Source organism: Sulfitobacter profundi (genome assembly GCF_042661425.1).
Lineage (GTDB): Bacteria > Pseudomonadota > Alphaproteobacteria > Rhodobacterales > Rhodobacteraceae > Sulfitobacter > Sulfitobacter profundi.
The window spans coordinates 167,137-181,360 of sequence record NZ_JBHSWA010000001.1; the positions used below are offsets into that span (position 1 = coordinate 167,137).

At 60.3% G+C, this 14,224-nt stretch carries 15 protein-coding genes and 3 pseudogenes; 4 read left to right on the forward strand and 14 right to left on the reverse strand.

The genetic code is table 11. The features are described 5' to 3' along the window. Positions 1 to 102 precede the first annotated feature (102 nt). Both ACFQAU_RS00905 and ACFQAU_RS00910 read right to left on the reverse strand, forming a co-directional pair. Entirely contained in the window at positions 103 to 393 is a 291-nt protein-coding gene (locus tag ACFQAU_RS00905; protein WP_067630669.1) for a hypothetical protein, read from the reverse strand. Between the two features lie 103 nt (positions 394 to 496). Further along, positions 497 to 1,740: pseudogene (locus ACFQAU_RS00910) on the reverse strand (sarcosine oxidase subunit beta family protein). Between the two features lie 196 nt (positions 1,741 to 1,936). Here ACFQAU_RS00910 and ccmI point away from each other — a divergent pair. The 3 genes and pseudogenes from ccmI to ACFQAU_RS00925 all read left to right on the forward strand — a co-directional run bounded on the left by ccmI (position 1,937) and on the right by ACFQAU_RS00925 (position 3,866). Continuing rightward, positions 1,937 to 3,164, forward strand: a pseudogene (gene ccmI, locus ACFQAU_RS00915) (c-type cytochrome biogenesis protein CcmI). After that, positions 3,161 to 3,634 (forward strand): Holliday junction resolvase RuvX, encoded by a 474-nt coding sequence (gene ruvX, locus ACFQAU_RS00920; protein WP_132443691.1) that lies wholly within the window; start codon positions 3,161 to 3,163, stop codon positions 3,632 to 3,634. Before ccmI ends, ruvX begins: the two are co-directional and overlap by 4 nt. Next, entirely contained in the window at positions 3,627 to 3,866 is a 240-nt protein-coding gene (locus ACFQAU_RS00925) for a DUF1289 domain-containing protein (protein ID WP_132443692.1), read from the forward strand. Before ruvX ends, ACFQAU_RS00925 begins: the two co-directional genes overlap by 8 nt. Before the next feature lie 7 nt (positions 3,867 to 3,873). Here the strand turns inward: ACFQAU_RS00925 and ACFQAU_RS00930 are convergent, their stop codons facing one another. Both ACFQAU_RS00930 and ACFQAU_RS00935 read right to left on the reverse strand, forming a co-directional pair. Next, a complete protein-coding gene (locus ACFQAU_RS00930; protein ID WP_120350741.1) occupies positions 3,874 to 4,128 on the reverse strand; it encodes a hypothetical protein in 255 nt (84 codons plus the stop codon). Positions 4,129 to 4,279: 151 nt separating this feature from the next. Further along, a complete protein-coding gene (locus ACFQAU_RS00935) occupies positions 4,280 to 5,101 on the reverse strand; it encodes a sulfite exporter TauE/SafE family protein (protein WP_132443693.1) in 822 nt (273 codons plus the stop codon). A 243-nt stretch (positions 5,102 to 5,344) separates the two neighbouring features. Between ACFQAU_RS00935 and ACFQAU_RS00940 the strand changes: the two are divergent. Beyond that, positions 5,345 to 6,367, forward strand: a pseudogene (locus ACFQAU_RS00940) (multidrug effflux MFS transporter); the annotation flags it as partial. 106 nt (positions 6,368 to 6,473) lie between these two features. Here ACFQAU_RS00940 and dusA read toward each other — a convergent pair. From dusA to ACFQAU_RS00990, 10 genes are all read right to left on the reverse strand, one after another. Beyond that, positions 6,474 to 7,436, reverse strand: a complete 963-nt coding sequence (gene dusA, locus ACFQAU_RS00945) for a tRNA dihydrouridine(20/20a) synthase DusA (protein ID WP_240791548.1) — start codon at positions 7,434 to 7,436, stop codon at positions 6,474 to 6,476. A gap of 506 nt (positions 7,437 to 7,942) precedes the next feature. Continuing rightward, positions 7,943 to 8,377: an EamA family transporter gene (locus ACFQAU_RS00950; protein WP_132443696.1), complete on the reverse strand. Its 435-nt coding sequence runs from the start codon at positions 8,375 to 8,377 to the stop codon at positions 7,943 to 7,945. Positions 8,378 to 8,471: 94 nt separating this feature from the next. Next, positions 8,472 to 8,963 carry a DUF2127 domain-containing protein gene (locus ACFQAU_RS00955; protein WP_165935533.1) on the reverse strand — a complete coding sequence of 164 codons (492 nt, stop codon included), beginning with the start codon at positions 8,961 to 8,963 and terminating at the stop codon, positions 8,472 to 8,474. Further along, positions 8,960 to 9,157: a hypothetical protein gene (locus ACFQAU_RS00960; protein ID WP_386279885.1), complete on the reverse strand. Its 198-nt coding sequence runs from the start codon at positions 9,155 to 9,157 to the stop codon at positions 8,960 to 8,962. The genes ACFQAU_RS00955 and ACFQAU_RS00960 overlap by 4 nt, the downstream gene beginning before the upstream one ends. 5 nt (positions 9,158 to 9,162) lie before the next feature. Further along, positions 9,163 to 9,558, reverse strand: coding sequence for a DedA family protein (locus ACFQAU_RS00965; RefSeq protein WP_386279889.1), 396 nt, complete (start codon positions 9,556 to 9,558; stop codon positions 9,163 to 9,165). A gap of 39 nt (positions 9,559 to 9,597) precedes the next feature. Beyond that, positions 9,598 to 10,197, reverse strand: coding sequence for a metallophosphoesterase family protein (locus tag ACFQAU_RS00970; protein ID WP_386279892.1), 600 nt, complete (start codon positions 10,195 to 10,197; stop codon positions 9,598 to 9,600). Positions 10,198 to 10,791: 594 nt separating this feature from the next. Continuing rightward, positions 10,792 to 11,130, reverse strand: a complete 339-nt coding sequence (locus ACFQAU_RS00975; RefSeq protein WP_132443700.1) for a PepSY domain-containing protein — start codon at positions 11,128 to 11,130, stop codon at positions 10,792 to 10,794. 87 nt (positions 11,131 to 11,217) lie between these two features. Beyond that, complete coding sequence (locus ACFQAU_RS00980; RefSeq protein ID WP_132443701.1) at positions 11,218 to 11,646, reverse strand: GtrA family protein; 429 nt, start codon at positions 11,644 to 11,646, stop codon at positions 11,218 to 11,220. Further along, complete coding sequence (locus ACFQAU_RS00985) at positions 11,646 to 12,641, reverse strand: glycosyltransferase family 2 protein (protein ID WP_132443702.1); 996 nt, start codon at positions 12,639 to 12,641, stop codon at positions 11,646 to 11,648. The genes ACFQAU_RS00980 and ACFQAU_RS00985 overlap by 1 nt, the downstream gene beginning before the upstream one ends. Next, positions 12,638 to 14,158, reverse strand: coding sequence for an ArnT family glycosyltransferase (locus ACFQAU_RS00990; RefSeq protein ID WP_240791540.1), 1,521 nt, complete (start codon positions 14,156 to 14,158; stop codon positions 12,638 to 12,640). The genes ACFQAU_RS00985 and ACFQAU_RS00990 overlap by 4 nt, the downstream gene beginning before the upstream one ends. Between the last annotated feature and the right edge of the window lie 66 nt (positions 14,159 to 14,224).

Here is a 14,224-nt window from a genome sequence, read left to right on the forward strand (position 1 = left end):
CCTTGTCGTATGGAGAACGGCAAAACGCCGCCCCGGCGCAAAAGCGCGGAACGGCGTCGGTCGTGAGAGGGCAGCGCCACGCGGGACGCTGCCAAAGTCGGTTTACTCAGTCGGTGTGGCTGTCTCTTCGACGGCGTCCGCTGTGCTTTCGGCTGCGCCTTCGATGGCTTCGCCTGTGCTTTCGGTTGCGCCTTCGACGTTGACGTTAACGTCATTCGCACCGTCGATGTCGCCACCTGCAAAGAGGAAGTAGGCCAGCAGAGCCACGACAACGACAACCGCGCCAACGATAAAGGCAAGGCCGCTGCTGCCGCCACGGTCAGTCGTGGTTGTGGTCGTGGTGGTGTTGGTGTGATCAACGTGGTCTGTGCGGTTGTTTTCCGGGGTTGCCATTGTTCAGCTCCGTTATATTCAATGTCTGAACAGGCAACTCCAGCGCGGGCGAAATCGTTCCGCGCAATACAACGCTTCAGCGATTTGTGGCCGATCCGCAACATCAATGGGCCACCCCGGCGGCCACGGATTCGTCGATAAAGCGGCCTTCGGCGAACCGCTCTAGCCCAAAGGCGTCGGTCAGCGGCGAATGCCCCTTGGCCATCAACTCGGCAAAACCCCAGCCCGACCCGGGGATCGCCTTGAACCCGCCCGTGCCCCAGCCGCCGTTGATAAAGACCCCTCCACCGGGGTCTTGCTGAGGATCGGAGAGCGGTCGCCGGTCACATCCACGATCCCGCCCCACTGCCGCAACATCTTAAGCCGTGAGATCATCGGGAAGGTCTCAACCAGCGCGCGCACCGTCTCTTCGATATGATGGAAGCTGCCGCGTTGGGTGTAGTTGTTGTAGCCATCCGTGCCGCCACCGATGACCATCTCGCCCTTGTCGGACTGGCTCATGTAGCCGTGCACCGTATTGGCCATCACGACCACATCCATACAGGGTTTGATCGGCTCGCTGACCAGCGCTTGCAGGGCGACGCTTTCCATCGGCAGACGGAAGCCCGCCATATTCGCCAACTGCCCGGAATGCCCGGCCACCACCATGCCCAGCTTATCGCACTCAATATCGCCGCGCGTGGTGCTGACACCGGTGACCTTGCCGCCCGTCTGGCGCACGCCGGTGACCTCACATTTCTGGATGATGTCCATGCCCATATCCGAGCAGGCCCGCGCATAGCCCCAAGCCACCGCATCATGCCGCGCCGTGCCGCCGCGGGCTTGCCACAATCCGCCGAGCACCGGATAGCGCGGCCCGTCGATGTTGATGATCGGCACCAGTTGTTTAACCCGGTCCGGCCCGATGAATTCGGTGCTGACGCCCTGAAGCGCGTTGGCATGCGCCGTGCGCTGATAGCCGCGCACCTCATGTTCGGTCTGCGCCAGCATGATCACCCCGCGGGGGCTGAACATGACGTTGTAGTTCAAATCCTGGCTCATCGTCTCGTAAAGGCTGCGCGCCTTTTCATAGATCGCGGCAGAGGGATCTTGCAGATAGTTCGAGCGGATGATCGTCGTATTGCGCCCGGTGTTACCACCGCCGAGCCATCCCTTTTCAAGCACCGCTACATTGGTGATGCCGAAATTCTTACCCAGATAATAGGCCGTGGCCAGCCCATGCCCGCCTGCGCCGACGATGATCACATCATAGCGTTTCTTGGGCTGCGCATCGCGCCAGGCGCGGGTCCAGCCCGTATGATGGCGCATGGCCTCTCGGGCCACTGCGAAAACGGAGTATTTCTTCATCACGTCACTTCCCGGCAAGGATTCGGGCCGCGCGGGCGGCTGAGGTCTTTTCTGAGCCTAGGAGCAGATATTCGAAATGACCACCACGGCATTTGGATGCGGTTTTGCGACATGTGGCGCGATTGGTGAAAAATGCCGCAGGGGGCGCGGCATTTGCGGTCTTTTGTCGGCGCCGGGCAAAGGTTAGGTAGAGGGCATGATATTTTGGTTTCTCTCTGGCGCGATGGCGCTTGTCGTGGGCGGTTTTCTAGCGCGGGCCGCGTGGCGCGGCGCGGATACGCCCCTGCCCGCGCAGGCGGATTATGACCTCAAGGTCTACCGCGACCAATTGGACGAGGTCGAGCGTGACCTCGCCCGCGGTGTGGTGTCTGAGGCCGATGCCGTCCGGATCCGCACCGAGATTTCGCGCCGCATCCTTGCCGCCGATGCCGCGCAGGATGGGGGCAAGCAAAACACCTCGCGGCCCGCGCCCGTTGTGCTGATCGCAGGGGTCGTGGTCTTGGGTGCCGGATCACTGGCGCTCTACTGGCATCTGGGGCAGCCCGGCTATGGCGATCTGGCCTTGGCCGACCGCATCGCCTTTGCCGAAGACATGCGCCGCAACCGCCCCAGCCAGCAAAGCGCGGTGGAAAGCCTGCCTGCCAGCCCCAGTACCGAGGGGCTGAGCGCGGATTACCTCGCGCTGATGCAGCAGCTTCGCGCCACGGTCAAAGAACGGCCCGAGGATTTGCAGGGCCAGACCCTGTTGGCGCAGAACGAGGCCCGTGTCGGTAATTTCGCCGCCGCAGCCGAGGCGCAGGGCAATGTGCTGCGTCTCAAGGGCGCGGACCGGACCGCGAAGGACATCGCGGATTACGCCGAACTTTTGGTGCTCGCCGCGGGGGCTATGTCTCTCCCGAGGCGGAAACCGCCCTGCGGGAAGTGCTCAACCGCGATGAGCAGGATGGCCGCGCACGCTATTACCTTGGCCTGATGATGGTGCAGACTGGGCGGCCGGATGTCGGTTTCCGCATTTGGGACGCGCTGTTGCGGCGCGGGCCTGCGGATGCGGCATGGATCGAGCCGATCCGCGCGCAGATTTCGCAGGTCGCCAGCCTTGCCGGGGTGAATTACGAAATGCCTCAGATCGGCACCGGCGCCCCTGCGCGGGGGCCATCCGCCGAAGACATTGAAGCCGCCTCGGAGATGAGCGCGGACGACCGGATGGAAATGATCGGCGGCATGGTGGCTGGCCTGTCGGATCGTCTGGCCAGCGAAGGAGGCCCCCGCAGGACTGGGCGCGGCTGATCACATCGCTCGGCGTTTTGGGGGACACCGATCAGGCCCGCGCGGTCTATGACAACGCGCTTGAGGTCTTTTCAGGCGATAATGCGGCGCTGGACATGATCCGCAGCGCCGGAGAACGTGCAGGAGTGGCAGGATGATTTACGACGACACGGCAGATTTCATCGCCGCCCTGCCCCCGATGCAGGCGTTGATCGGGCTTGACCTGGGCGAAAAGACCATCGGCGTCGCGGTGAGCGACAGCTTCCAATCCGTCGCCACCCCGCTGGAAACCGTGCGGCGCAAGAAATTCGGCGTGGATGCCGCCCGTCTGGCCGAGATCATCGCCGAGCGCCGTATCGGTGGGCTGGTTTTGGGATTGCCGCGCAATATGGACGGCTCAGAAGGGCCGCGCTGCCAATCGACCCGCGCTTTCGCCCGCAACTTCGACCGGCTCACGCCGCTGCCCATCACCTATTGGGACGAGCGGCTGTCGACCGTGGCCGCCGAACGCGCATTGCTAGAGGCCGACACCACCCGCAAACGCCGCGCCGAGGTGATCGACCATGTGGCCGCGGGCTACATCCTTCAGGGGCTTTTGGACCGTTTGCAGGTGATGCGCCGTGAATAAGAAAGTCTGGCAACGCGATGAGATCGAAAGCCCCTGCATCAACATCTGCGTGGTGCATCCCGAAAGCCGGCTCTGCACGGGCTGTTTGCGTTCGATTGATGAGATTGGCCGCTGGTCGGCGATGAGCGCGGAGGAGCGCCGCGCCATCATGGCGGAATTGCCCCAACGTGAAAGCGCCCACGCAAAACGGCGCGGGGGCCGCGCGGCGAAACTGGCACGACGGCGCGACTAGAGCGGCCTTAGGCGCCGCGACGCTGGACGATCTCGTTCAGGAAAATAAGAGCCGCTTCGCCGTTCGTGGCATCGTGGAGGCCCATCGGGGTCGCGTTGTAATTGGCCGCGGGCACCGAGGCACGGGCAAATGTCAGGCTGGTTTCGCGGGTGAACATCCCGTCAAAGCGAAATGCCCGACGGCCACGGCGCGCAGGTTTCCAATAGGCGAGGTCACTGCCCTGCCCTTTGAGGATGATCGCTTTGGTCCCGCTTCGGCGCATCTCGTCACGTCCCTTGGTTCGGATGATTCTGCGTTTGTTAAGGCAGTAAGCCAGTTGTTTGTGTCGAGATTGCGGCAATTTGATGAACATTGTCCGAAATTGGGCAGAAACCGTCACATTCCGGCAGGTTTAAGGTCAAAAACGGGTCAACTCAGCCCCAAAGTGCTTTTCTCAACATATTTAGCGCCACCAGCACCAGAAACACGGCAAAGACCCGTCTGAGCGGCTTGGGGTCCATCGCATGGGCCAACCGCACGCCCCAAGGCGCGGTGATGAGCGTCATTGTCACGACGATCCCGAAGGCACCTAGATTAACCGCGCCGATGGTCAAGGGCGGGCGGCTTTGCGCGATATCAACGAAGAGAAAGGCAATCACCGAGGGCACGGCGATCAAAAGCCCAAAGCCCGCCGCCGTGGCCACGGCCCGGTGAATGGGCCGACCATGGAGCGTCATCAGCGGCACGCCAAAGCTGCCGCCTCCGATCCCCATCAGCACCGACAGAAACCCGACCATCGGCGACAGGGTCGCACGTTTGATGCCACGCGGCATGGTCTCTCCCAAGCGCCAATCGCTGCGCCCGAACCCTAGGTAGAGCCCGACAATCAGCGCCAGTCCGCCAAAGATCGCCTGAAGCGTCTGGGTGCGTAATTGCGCCACCAGCAGCACGCCCAAGATGGCCCCCACCATGATCCCCGGCGCCCAAGTGCGCAGGATTTCCCAATCGACCGCGCCCTTTTTATTATGCGCATGGACCGAGCGCGCAGAGGTGACGATGATCGTCGCCAGTGATGTCGCAAGGCAAATCTGCATCAGCTGTGGCCCGTCATAGCCGAGCGATTGCAGCGCATAGAAAAACGCGGGGACCAAGACGATCCCCCCACCGACGCCCAGCAGCCCTGCCAAAACCCCGGCAAAGCCTCCGATCAGGGCGATAAGCATCAGCATCGGCAAAAGATCGTTCAACTCTGGCATGTGGCCCCTCCCGGCTGTCGATGCGCCTATCAAGCCCTTTCGCGCCGGGGGTTCAAGCGATAACGCCGGGGTTGCACTTCCCCCAAGGGGGTTAGGTTGCGCGCGAAAGTCGGCCCCAGACATCGGTCTGCGCTTGCCGCCTTGCCCATTTGGCCCCGGCCATCCCATCCGAAAGGACATCACGTGCTACGTTCAGCGCTCATTCTCGGGTTGCTGGGGCTGGTCGGCCCCTTCGCCATCGACATGTATCTGCCCGCCATGCCTGCCATCGCTGCCAGCTATGGCGCGTCAGAGACGGCGGTTCAGGCGACCATCACGGCCTATTTCATCGCCTTCGGGCTGGGTCAGCTTTTCTATGGCCCATGGGCCGATCAGGCGGGGCGCAAGCTGCCGATCATGGTGGGGCTGGTGCTGTTCCTCATCGCGTCATTCGGGGCCGCCTTCGCGCCGACGATGGCGGCGCTGACGGGCTGGCGCGCGCTGCAAGGGCTTGGCGGGGCCGTGCTGATGGTGGTGCCGCGTGCGATCATCCGTGACCAATACACCGGCACCCAGGCGACGCGGTTGATGGCGATGCTGATGCTGGTGATCTCAATCTCGCCGATGTTGGCCCCACTGGCGGGCAGCGCGGTGATGGCGCTTGCCGATTGGCGCGCGATCTTCGTGACTCTGGGCGTGTTGGCCATCGCCGCGCTGGCACTCACCGCCTTCGCCCAGCCCGAGACGCTGCCCGTCAAACGCCGCGTGCGGATCAACCCGCGCAACCTTTGGCGCGGGGCGAAAGTGCTGCTGAGCGATCCGATCTTCATGGGGCTGACCTTTATCGGCGGCTTTGCCATGGGGTCATTCTTTGTCTTCATCGCCTTTGCGCCCTTTGTCTATACCGGGCAATACGGGCTGGGGCCGACGGGGTTTTCGCTGGCCTTTGCGGTCAACGCGGTCGGCTTCTTCTCGGCCTCGCAACTGGCGGGGTGGCTGGGCGAACGCTGGGGCATGCGCAGCCTTGTGCGGCGCGGGGTGGCGGGCTTCGTCCTCTTTTCCGCCGCGATTTTTGTCACAGCACTGGCAACCGATCCGGGCCTCTATCTGGTGATGGCGGGGCTGTTTTGCGCCAATGCCTGCCTTGGCGTTGTGGTGCCGACAGTGATGGTCGTGGCGCTGGACGATCACGGCGATATCGCTGGTCTCGCCTCTTCGCTGGGCGGCACATTGCAGATGGTGGCGGGTGGCCTCTCCATCGCGCTGGCCGGGCCGTTTTTTGACGGGACTGTCACACCGATGCTGGGGGCGATTGCGGCCTGCGGACTGGTGGCCGCCCTGCTCACGCTGGCGCTGCTGCGGCCCGCCCGGTGGCAGAGCCCACGGTCTAACCCTACCCCGCCGCGGCGATTTCCTGCGCCGCGGCGACCTCGGCCAAGGCGGCCTCGACCAGTTCCGGCCCCGCGCCGGGCTTATGCGCCCCTTCGGACAGGATACGCCGCCACTGCCGCGCGCCGGGCCGCCCGGCAAAAAGCCCCAACATATGCCGGGTGATTTGCCCCAGACGCCCGCCGCTGGCCAGATGCGCCTCGATATAGGGCAACATCCCCTGCACCGCGGCCTCTGCACTCCTGTCAGTACCCCGCCCGTAGATGCGCCGATCAGCGCTGGCGAGGATATCGGTCGGCGCATGATAGGCGCTGCGCCCCACCATGACGCCATCTAACCCGGCATCCAGAAAAGCTTCGGCCTGATCGAGCGATGTGACCCCACCGTTGACCGAAATATGCAGGTTCGGAAACAGCCCCTTCATCTGATGCACGAGATTATAGTCCAACGGCGGAATATCGCGGTTTTCCTTGGGGCTCAGCCCCTGCAGCCACGCCTTGCGCGCATGGATCGTGACACGGGTGCAGCCCGCCGCCACGATACGCGCGAGGAACTCGGGCAAGATTTCCTCAGGGTTCTGATCGTCCACGCCGATACGGCATTTCACGGTCACCTCGACATCGCAGGCCGCGCGCATGGCATCCACACAGTCCGCCACCAGCCCCGGCTGCTGCATCAAGACCGCGCCAAAGGCGCCCGATTGCACCCGGTCAGACGGGCAGCCGCAATTGAGGTTAATCTCATCATAGCCCGTGTCAGCCCCCAACCGTGCTGCCCGTGCCAGCTCTGCGGGGTCCGACCCGCCAAGTTGTAGGGCCACGGGATGTTCCGAAGGGTCATGATCCAGCAGATGCAACGCCCCACCCCGCACCAGCGCGGGGGCGGTGACCATCTCGGTATAGAGGAGCGTCTCACGGCTTAGCAGCCGGTGGAGGTAGCGGCAGTGGCGGTCGGTCCAGTCCATCATGGGTGCCACGCTCAGGCGGGCTGATTTTTCAACCTTATTTTTCAATCTCTTAACCTCAGCTCCGAATGAACTTCATGTAGCACGCTATGCGTGGATTTCCGGGGGTTTTCCCCGATTATCCGGGGTTTTCGATTCTGCATTGCTACCGTGTAGCAGATCCGCATTGCCAGAACACCGCCACTTCATCCGGCCTGGTTCGCCCCGCGGTCCGCCCCTTCGCGCTGTCCCTCAGGCAAGGAAGTCGGGAAACAAACAGAGAACACTTTTTTCGCGGAAGCGCCGACTTCCTTCTCACAACAGCACAGAAGGAACTTTCTTTATGACCACCATCGACGACAGCACCAAGAGCGTTTTGGCTATGATCACCGCGGAGCGAGCCGCCTGCCGTAACAATGCCCCTGCTTGGGAACAGGTTTCGAACCCAGCAATCACCCCCTTGCCGACGCAGAACGTTGCCTCCGCAGAGTCTGCAAGCAAAAAGAAAGCTAAGCCTCGCTCGCGGCATATCAGGTCAAGGCCACAAGAACCGCGCCGAGCCCTATCAAACCAACGCCGCTCCATCCGGTCATTGATAACTTCTCTCCCAGAAAAACCGCGGCGATAATTGCGGCAAGCACAACGCTCAACTTGTCGATAGGTGCTACCTGCGAGACCTTGCCGAGCTGAAGCGCGCGAAAATAGCACAACCATGACGCGCCAGTCGCAAGACCGGACAGCACCAGAAAGATCCCCGTCTTCGCGGAGATTGTAGATAACGACTGCACCTCGCCCGTCAACCAAACCAGCAGACCCAACGCGAGAACGACGATAATGGTGCGCAGAAAAGTGGCAAAGTTGGAGTTTACGCCCGACACCCCGACTTTTGCAAAGATCGCGGTGAGCGCCGCAAATATGGCGGCGAGAATGGCCCAAAAGAGCCAGGATTCTGAAACGGAATGCATAAATTCTCCTCTTTTGAGTTTGAGCGTTTAGGCGAGGTGGAGGTTTGCTTCGTTTTTTAGATCAGGCACATAAAAGAGAACTGCAATTTCCGCGTCAGGACCCCAACAGAGCACGACTACGCTGTTCGCGCACGGTGATGTAGATAACCGTTAGATCGATCGCAGTCAGGATCAGCAAAGCCACGCCGCCAACAGTGAGCCATTCGAATAGTTGATAGATCACAAACGCCCAGAGCACGAAAACCGCTGCGCGATGCGCCCATGCTGCGCCGTAAAGCAGCGCCACGACAATCGCGATATGAAGTCCACCATGCGCCAGAAAGTAAGTGGTATAGAACGCCAGATCCGATGTCGGGATGACACCGGCGAGCGACATGGCGCGGGTCGCGAGGAAATCATTAGGGTTCTCCGCAAGCTCTGCGCGAAAGAACCATTGGGTGAGAGCAGGAAGGCGATCTACTGCTCCCGCGAAGATCGACGCAGCCGTTGCCAATTGAAGAACGCCCAAGACTGCTTTTGCAAAAAGGGTCACCGCAAATAATCGGTGGTTCAAGCTTTTTGAATTATGCTGTTTTAACGCTGTCATCTTTCTGCCTTGGGGCGAAGCAACCGCCATACATAAAGCACAAGAAGGCCTCCAAGCAGGACGTTTGTCACCGGATTGATCCACGTCTCAACTTTGGCAAACTGCGCTTCCAGCAGATAGCCTGAAATGGTGAGGGCGGCTGTCCAGAGCAGGCTGCCCAACCCGGTGTAGAGAAGAAACGGCAATAGCGGCATTCCCGTCATACCGGCGGGGACGGATATGAGCGTTCGGACCCCGGAACCATCCGGCCCAGAAACACCGCCATGCCGCCATTGCGCCGAAACCACGCAAGGGAACGATTGAGATCTTGTTCTGAGATGGTCAGCCACCTGCCGTGCCGCACGATGAGCTCGCGCAACCGTGTTTCGGAAGCCAATGTGCCGATCCAATACCATAGGAATGCGCCGGCCACTGAACCGATCGTGCCTGCGATCACGACACTGACGAAGTAGAGGTCACCGCTCGCCGCGAGATAGCCAGCGAAGGGCATGATGACTTCCGAAGGGATCGGAGGGAAAACGTTCTCAAGCAGCATCAGGGTAGCGACGCCCAGGCTGCCCATGGAGGCGAGTAGCGATGTGATGAAGGCAAACATGGTCGGGCCTTTGCGGGTGGCTGTGCTGGACTGCGGGTGTCAACATTGGACCGTGCCGCTGTCTGTTTCCATCGATCCGGGACCGGTGAGGTAGGTCCAGCTGGCCGTTTTAACTGTAAAGGTCAGCTTCAGCATGCCTGTCGTTCCGGTGATTAGTCGCTCGGAGAAGGCCGCAGGCTCAAGGTTGCCCTGTGTTGATTTGCCACCGGCCCCAACCACGAAGGCGATCGTGCCGCCCTGGTCCGGTTTGCCCTCGGCATTCAGCGGCGCAGTGCGTTCGTAGAAGTGGTTGTGTCCATGTAAGACAAAGCGGACGCCTGCTTTCGCGACAAGCCGGAACAGCGCCCGCGCACTGTCAGTTCGGCTGCGCGTCACGCTCGAATACGCAGGTTTGTGGAAATATGCCGCAGTGCAGCTGTCTGTGTGCGCTGCGAGCACTTCCTTTACCCATTCTGCCTGTGCAGACCCTGGGGACGCATCAATCTCGCTGTTCAGCGACAGGATCAACCAGTTCCCGGCTTGCAGGGCGTAATAGCCGTTTCGGTCTGGCCCCGCGCGATCTTGCCAGTAATCGTAATAGGCATATGCATAAGGCGAGTGGTATTCGTGGTTTCCGGGGTCGGCCATGTTTGTGCCCATGCAGCCCCCCAATATGGGTCGTAGCAATCTTCAAAGCCCACAGCTTCGCCGTGTTTATAAACCAGATCCCCCAAGGCGAGCACCGCCGTATTGGGGTGTTGGTCTAAGATACTTTTGGTTTCCAACATGCCCTCGTTCGGCGCGGCCTCTGCCCTGGGGAGACCAACCGCATAGCGTAGGTTTCTATTTGTTCTTCCAAAGTAGCCCCCGTTTGCGCAGGAGGCGACGTCACCTGCCGCGAGAGCAGAGAACGGCAATGTCACATCCAGCTTGTGGACCCGTTTTGTGTCGAACAGTTGCGAGTGAGAGGAGCCGGTCAGTGACCGTAGGCCAGATGCCGCAATTGAGAAAAACTGCCCCTCGGTTCCAGCGATCAGAATGACGGCCGCCGATGCAGCCAGTAGGGTTCGAAAGACGGTTTTTTTCATCGGGTTCTCCTCAAAAGCACCTGTAGAGTTTGCCGACTGATGAAAGGCTTACCGAAAGGTTACCAATTGGTAAGGTGTCGCTCGGACTACCGGCGGCGCTTAGGATGAAGGGAAAGGAAAATTCCAGCGCGGCAGCAAGATGAACCTGTGCCGCGCCGGTATAGATTTAGCCGTTGTCGTCATCTTTCTCGTCGTCATCGTCCATGAACGGGCCTTGTGCGATTACTGATCCGTCATTGGCATCGATAAGGATCTCGGTCATGGACCCATCCGGGGCGACGGCGACTGCCTCGTAGACAGCCTTGCCATCCTCGCTTTCGAATTCAATTGAGGTGATCTTGCCATCCACACCTTCCAAAGCAATGGTGAGTGCTTTCTGGATGTCGATCTGCGCTACAGAGAACAGTGTCATTTCTTTCGCATTTTCTGTTTCAGCCAGTGCCATTCCGGCCATCGCGACCGCACCTGCGGCAATCAGTGTGGTAAGAGAAATCATACGTTTCATCGTGGTCTTCCTGTCTTGCACGGCCCCCAACTGGAACCTCGCCTCAAGAGATAACCGACCCTTGTAGCCGGGAACGTCTCCACCAGATTACTGATTGGTTAGATTGGCAGACGGTTCCACATCGACCGGCCCGCCGGCTTTGTGCGGGGTGCGAAACGCCCACAATCTGCTGAGTGCAAAAGTCAAAACCGCCGCGGAACCGGTTGAGATCCACAGGCTCACTGTGTCGGATAGATCCCCTTCGGATAGCAACATGATCAGAAGCCCTTCGTTAATGGCAAAGCCGATCAGGGCGACAAGCGCAAATTTCCACAGCGCGCTTGATGCGCTGACTTCCTGATCGGCAAAGGAAAATCCGAGATGGCCGATGAAGCTGACCACGAAAGCGATTGTGAAGGCGAGCAGGTTCGCCAAAAGAGGATGCCAGGTCGACTGGATCAGCAGAAAGCCGATCATCATGTGAACGAAGGTCGCGAGCAGACCGACCATCCCGAACCGCAACAACTGGCGCCACATCACAGGTGCTCCGAATCTGCTGAAAAATCCTCGGCGATGATAAAGCCAGGACGGCCTTTGACCTCGGTAAAGACCCGCGAGAGGTATTCGCCCAACACACCGATGGAGATAAGCTGCACCCCACCCAATAACATAACGGCCACCACAAGGGTCGACCAACCCGGCACGTCGATGCCGAAGATCAGGGTGCGGACGGCAATCCAGAGGGCGTAGAGGATCGAACAGGCAGCAATGGTCATACCAACCCCTGTCCAGACCCGCAGCGGCCAGGCGGTGAAGGACGTGAGCCCGGTCAAGCCTAACTTAAACAAGCCAGTGAAGCCGAATTTAGAGGCCCCGGTCGCGCGCGGGTCCAACTCAATCGCCACAGCCTTGGCGCGAAAGCCAACCCAGCCATACAGCCCTTTCATGAAGCGGTTGCGCTCTGGCAAAGCGCAGAGCGCATCGACAACCCGTCGATCCATGAGCCTAAAATCGCGCGCATTGGCTGGTATCGCGGTGTCGCCGCCGATATTCAGCAGAGCGTAGAACGCGCGGGTAAAAAACCGTTTACGCCATGTCTCGTCTCGACGTTGCGCGCGGACGGCATAGACCATCTCATACCCCTCGGCGCGATGTTTCAACATGGTTTCGAGATGAAAAAGGGGTTCCTGAAGATCAGCATCAAGGATAACCACCGCTGCACCCACCGTGCGCTCCAGACCGGCCATGATCGCATGTTCCTTGCCGAAATTCCGCGACAGGCGCAGCACACGAAGCGGATATCTGGCGCATAGCTCTCGGCTTTCTTCAAATGTTCCATCAAGGCTGCCGTCATCCACAATGATGATCTCGAAGCTGGGCACCAGCCTGCGGGCATGCGCCTCTACCTGGGCCACCGTTCTGGCGATATTGCCCGCCTCATTGAACGCGGGGATCACAAAGGAAAGATCAGGAACTTGCTTTGCAGGCGGAACGATCCGGGGCTTTTCAAACCCTTCGGGACGACGGTTCATGATGCTTCCCCCTGATCCAGATCTTCGACAAACAAAATGCGGTGCCCGAACCGTCCGGCGGGGCCAAACCGCGGTCCCAAATAGGGAGCGATTTCCGAGGCGACAGCCCTCGGGATGGCCACCGCGTCGCGCAGGCCATTGTCAGCGAAAATGTCGAATGTCGCGGTTCGTTCGGTGAATTTGACGCGACCGCGGGTATAGAACTCGGCAGAAAAGCTGCGACCGCCCCAATAGGTAATCTGCACATCAAGGTCGTAACTTTGCGCCGCAATTACCAATGCGCGCTCGGATCGATTGGTGACGCTTTCTGGCTGGTAGCGCGCCAGAATCGTCACCGTTAGAAATGCTGCCCCAACGAGGCCGATGGCCACGGCTGTCGCTCTTCGCCCCCACCAGCCCGGCTGCCCCCTCACTTGCGCCCAAAGCGACACCAAGAGAACCGCTGCGGCGGGAAGCCCGGGCAAAGCATAGGCTGGCAATATGTTTGCGGCGGGCGTGAAGAGGATCAGCGGCGCAACGACCCAAAGTGCGAGATAGCTGTGCCAGCCCCGGTCATTGCCCGTCACCTCGTTGACGCAAGAACCCGGCCGGGAAAGTAAGGCCAAGAAAAACAAGCTCCACGGCAGAAACGTAGCCCCGGCATAGACCCAGATCAGGCCTTTGGGCTGCTGATGGCCGGACCCGTAAAGATCCCCCTGCCAGCCCGGCACGACAAAGCGCTGGAAGTGTTCTCCGACAAGAAAGTAGCGCAGGAAACCCGGCGTCTTGATCTCGGCAAGGATATACCAAGGAAGGGTCAGCGCCGCCGCGATCAATAGCCCCGACAACCAAGGAAATCCATGTAGTTCGCGCCAGCGCCCTGTCAGCGCGAGCCACGGCACAAGCGCGATCATCGTGATGACAAGCGCGACCGGTCCCTTTGCCAAAAGGCCGATAGCGATTCCAACAAAGAACCACCGCCCCCAGGCGCTGCGCGCGGGGCTGTCCGACAGGCAATTGTAGAAGCCGATCATGCTCAATGTAGTGCCAAGCACCATGACCATGTCCGTCATTACGAAGGCCGACGCGCCGAAAAACATTAAAGATGAGGTGAGCACCGTCGTCACGACAAGAGCCTGATCTGCGCCTCGATGCTGGCGCACCCAAGTGAAAATTAGGCTTAGCACCCCCAAGGAGGCAGCAAAGATGAATACCCGCGCGCCAAAGGTTCCAACGCCAAAAAACTTCATCCCTAAGGCAGACAGCCAAGTATGTAAGGGAGGTTTGCCCCAAAACGGGACGCCATAGTCGAACTGAGGTGTGACCCAGTCCCCGGTCTCGACCATCTTACGCGCGATCTCGGCATAACGGGCTTCTGTTGAATCTGTGAAAGGCCACCAGAACAGGGCAAGCAGACGCAAGGCGAACAAAGCACCAAGCGCAAACAGCAGGAACCGTTGGTCGCTGCGCGTTAAGCCAAAGCGCCCCGCATGCTCTTGCCGCACGGCTGTGTCGAATTTGGGATCGATTGCGACCATGTTGTCCTGTCCTTTTTCTAAGGGCATAGGACGGCGGTGATCTGCAAAAGGTGGTCGGCACTATAC

Coding starts and splice junctions, on each gene's coding strand:
- ACFQAU_RS00905 (WP_067630669.1), bottom strand. CDS start 393: ATGGCAACCCCGGAAAACAACCGCACAGACCACGTTGATCACACCAAC.
- ruvX (WP_132443691.1), top strand. CDS start 3,161: ATGATTTACGACGACACGGCAGATTTCATCGCCGCCCTGCCCCCGATG.
- ACFQAU_RS00930 (WP_120350741.1), bottom strand. CDS start 4,128: ATGCGCCGAAGCGGGACCAAAGCGATCATCCTCAAAGGGCAGGGCAGT.
- ACFQAU_RS00935 (WP_132443693.1), bottom strand. CDS start 5,101: ATGCCAGAGTTGAACGATCTTTTGCCGATGCTGATGCTTATCGCCCTG.
- dusA (WP_240791548.1), bottom strand. CDS start 7,436: ATGATGGACTGGACCGACCGCCACTGCCGCTACCTCCACCGGCTGCTA.
- ACFQAU_RS00950 (WP_132443696.1), bottom strand. CDS start 8,377: ATGCATTCCGTTTCAGAATCCTGGCTCTTTTGGGCCATTCTCGCCGCC.
- ACFQAU_RS00955 (WP_165935533.1), bottom strand. CDS start 8,963: ATGACAGCGTTAAAACAGCATAATTCAAAAAGCTTGAACCACCGATTA.
- ACFQAU_RS00960 (WP_386279885.1), bottom strand. CDS start 9,157: ATGCCGCTATTGCCGTTTCTTCTCTACACCGGGTTGGGCAGCCTGCTC.
- ACFQAU_RS00965 (WP_386279889.1), bottom strand. CDS start 9,558: ATGTTTGCCTTCATCACATCGCTACTCGCCTCCATGGGCAGCCTGGGC.
- ACFQAU_RS00970 (WP_386279892.1), bottom strand. CDS start 10,197: ATGGGCACAAACATGGCCGACCCCGGAAACCACGAATACCACTCGCCT.
- ACFQAU_RS00975 (WP_132443700.1), bottom strand. CDS start 11,130: ATGAAACGTATGATTTCTCTTACCACACTGATTGCCGCAGGTGCGGTC.
- ACFQAU_RS00980 (WP_132443701.1), bottom strand. CDS start 11,646: ATGTGGCGCCAGTTGTTGCGGTTCGGGATGGTCGGTCTGCTCGCGACC.
- ACFQAU_RS00985 (WP_132443702.1), bottom strand. CDS start 12,641: ATGAACCGTCGTCCCGAAGGGTTTGAAAAGCCCCGGATCGTTCCGCCT.
- ACFQAU_RS00990 (WP_240791540.1), bottom strand. CDS start 14,158: ATGGTCGCAATCGATCCCAAATTCGACACAGCCGTGCGGCAAGAGCAT.